The following is a 2,326-nucleotide window of genomic DNA, read 5'->3' as shown; positions in this document are numbered from 1 at the left end:
GGACACCGACCGCCTCGATGCGCGAGCGTGACCCCAGCCTGCCCATTCGGATCGATGGCGGTGATCCCGGAAACCCACTGGGCACCCGCGCGATGTATTTGGATTGGCCCGCTTACCTGGTTCATGGCACGCATGATACCCGCAAGATCGGCCGGCAGAGCTCGTCTGGCTGTATCGGCCTGTACAACCAACATGTCGAGGAACTGTATCCGCTGGTCCAGATTGGCACACAGGTTCGTTTGGTCTGATCTACCAGCTCAGAAAAGCAAAAGCCCCGGTCATACGCCGGGGCTTTTGACTCTTCAGGAACAGAGCATCATTCCGGCAGGATAACAGTGTCGACCACGTGGATCACACCATTGCTTGCTTCAATATCTGCCTGTATGACCTTGGCGTCATTCACTTTGACGCCGTTTTTGGCATTCACGCTCAGCCGATCACCCTGAACAGTCAGAACCTTCGCGCGCTTGCCAGCGATGTCGCCAGACATCACCTTGGCTGGTACAACATGGTACGTCAGGATCGACACGAGCTGATCTTTGTTCTCCGGCAACAACAACGTTTCCACCGTGCCTTCGGGCAATGCAGCAAACGCCTCGTCTGTTGGGGCAAAGACGGTGAATGGACCTTTTCCTTTCAGGGTATCCACCAAACCTGCAGCTTGAACTGCGGCAACCAACGTGTTGAATGATCCGGCCGCTACAGCGGTATCAACGATATCTGCTGCCTGCGCCTTGAGCGGCATGGCAAATGCAAATGCGGCGGCTGCGCCCATAAAAGTACGACGTAACATGGCTGTCTTCTCCTCTCCAGCTTGTTATGGAAAGAGGTACGGGGCTTTCGTCACGCCGGATCAGTCTGAGATCACTTTTCTTTTAGCTGCACCCAGATGCTTTGCGCGCGCCCTTCAGCCAAAAAGGGCAAATTGGCGACAGCATCGGGCCGATCCTGTTGCAGGTAATATCCCGGCCAAAGCATTGAATACGCGCCAGATTGCAGCAAAGCGTGCAACATGTACTGCTCACCCCAGCCCGGGCAGTCATAGAAGAACCGCTTGGGGTATTCGTAGGGCAGAAAAACATCGTGCACATGGATCACTACTCCGGGCTTCAGTGTCGGAATGATGCGGCAGAACAAGTGCGCGACGTCGTTGCTCATCCGCACAACATGGCTGGAGTCGATAAACAGGACGTCGCCGGCTTCCAGCTCTGAAAACAGTACCGGGTCGGCCTCTTCCAGCCGTTTTTGCTCGAACCGATCAACAACATGGGCAATGTCAGCGCGGGGATACGGATCGATTGCCGTAATCGTGGTGTCAAACCAGCCATCGATGGCCGCCTGCCGGGTTACTCGGGTCGAATTACCACATCCAACCTCGATCACCCGCCGGGGCTGAAAGCGTCGGATCATCAGATACAGGGCATCCGCATCCGGGCTGTCGTAATAGCCGTTTCCAGCACGATAGCCGGTCTGATTGCGTTCAGGATCCTTCAGCGCCTCTAGCGCATTCTTGTGCGCAGTGTATTCACTGACCAGCTGAGAGATATCAAACCCGTCCATTCCCGGCGACAAGGCATAGACGGGGCGCGTCAGACCTCCGGCAGCCTCAAAGGCTTCCAGCCGCGCGCGCTCATCCTGTTCGGTGATCTTGTCGACCAGTCTTACCCCCAGCTCATCCAGGGCGGCGTTGATCTGTGGGAATTTTCTGGGTTTCAAGTCGCTGGCTCCGTAGTCTTTGCTGCGCTATTCCATACCTTTGCTGGTCGTTCCTCTGCAAGGACAAGCCGGGCAAACCCTTGGCAAAAAGAAAATTTCCGTATTCACTGATCAAAATAACTACCGCGAGGGCCACCATGCAGCAGGAATTCACGATCGGGATCGAAGAAGAATACCTTCTTGTAGACCGCGACAGCCTCCAATTGTCCGAAGCTCCCGAAGCGTTGATGGAAGCCTGTCAGAATGATTTCGAAGGACAGGTCAGCCCCGAATTCCTGCAATGCCAGATCGAAGTCGGCACCCGCCCACATACAACCATCGCTTCAGCGCGCGAGGACCTGAAACGCCTGCGCTCCTGTGTTTCGGAACGGGCCGCGGAATACAACCTGTCGCCAATAGCCGTGTCGTGCCACCCTTTTGCGAACTGGAAGGATCAGCATCACACTCGAAAGGAACGCTATGATGCGCTGCAACACGCGCTGGGGGGTGTGGCCCGCCGGATGCTGATCTGCGGAATGCATGTTCATGTCGGGGTTGAAAGCCAAGCCTTGCGGTCTGATCTGATGCCGCAATTGTCGTACTTTTTGCCGCATCTTTTGGCGTTGTCGAC

4 protein-coding genes are annotated in these 2,326 nt (G+C 55.8%); 2 read left to right on the top strand and 2 right to left on the bottom strand.

Going from position 1 to position 2,326, the window contains the following annotated elements:
* Window positions 1–248 (top strand): L,D-transpeptidase (locus tag AC2FND_RS20000; RefSeq protein WP_496771451.1); only part of this gene is annotated, 248 nt, incomplete at its 5' end.
* 68 nt (window positions 249–316) lie between these two features.
* Here the strand turns inward: AC2FND_RS20000 and AC2FND_RS19995 are convergent.
* A complete protein-coding gene (locus AC2FND_RS19995; protein ID WP_209504046.1) occupies window positions 317–793 on the bottom strand; it encodes a fasciclin domain-containing protein in 477 nt (158 codons plus the stop codon).
* A 71-nt stretch (window positions 794–864) separates the two neighbouring features.
* Entirely contained in the window at window positions 865–1,716 is an 852-nt protein-coding gene (locus AC2FND_RS19990) for a class I SAM-dependent methyltransferase (RefSeq protein ID WP_496771450.1), read from the bottom strand.
* 137 nt (window positions 1,717–1,853) lie between these two features.
* Here AC2FND_RS19990 and AC2FND_RS19985 point away from each other — a divergent pair.
* On the top strand, window positions 1,854–2,326 hold a 473-nt coding region (locus AC2FND_RS19985; protein WP_496771449.1), incomplete at its 3' end, for a glutamate-cysteine ligase family protein.

The organism is Ruegeria sp. BHSB056 (assembly GCF_059613305.1).
This window is presented reverse-complemented; position numbering and strand designations above follow the sequence as displayed.